This window comes from Bradyrhizobium sp. MI1.3 (genome assembly GCF_055811695.1).
In genome coordinates, this window is record NZ_JBVVPQ010000253.1 from 1 (window position 1) to 565 (window position 565).

Annotated in this window: 1 protein-coding gene; it reads right to left on the reverse strand. The window is 60.2% G+C overall.

Features of this window, described 5'->3' with window-relative positions:
• A partial coding sequence (locus tag AC0L3A_RS40900) for a LysR substrate-binding domain-containing protein (protein WP_473256603.1) occupies positions 1 to 565 on the reverse strand: 565 nt, incomplete at both ends.

The window sequence follows — 565 nt, forward strand, 5'->3', positions numbered from 1 at the left end:
CAGATCGCTCCGGAACAGCTTCGAGCGTCGCTCCTGATCCGGCGCATTCAATGAACGCCCTCAGGGCGGACGAGACGAACGTATCTTTCCGGTGAACAAACACGGTGGCCGCTTTGCCGGTGCCATTGGGCAGTGGATGGAGCCTGATCAAGCCCTGCCGCTCGGCCGGCTCAGCCACTATACGCGGGATGAGCGAAATGCCCACCGATGCGGCGACACAGCCGATGATTCCATCCAGCGTTCCCATCTCCATCCAGCGCAGGTCGACAAAACCACGATGCGTCAAATATTCCGACAAGCGCTGACGGTATGAGCAGCCCGCGCGGAAGACGATCACCTTGCGGCCGCTCCCTGTTGCCAAGAACTTGGTAAGATGTTGGTCGGACAACACCATCGGTGACGTTACCAGCACCAGCTCCTCCTCCACGATCGGCGTGCAGGCGAGTTCGCCGTGCGTGATCGGTGCGGAGACGAAAGCTCCATCCAGTTTGCGGGAAACCACATTGTCGACGAGAACTGCCGTAGGGCCGGTCTCGATCTGGACGTCAACGTCGGGATAGGCGAT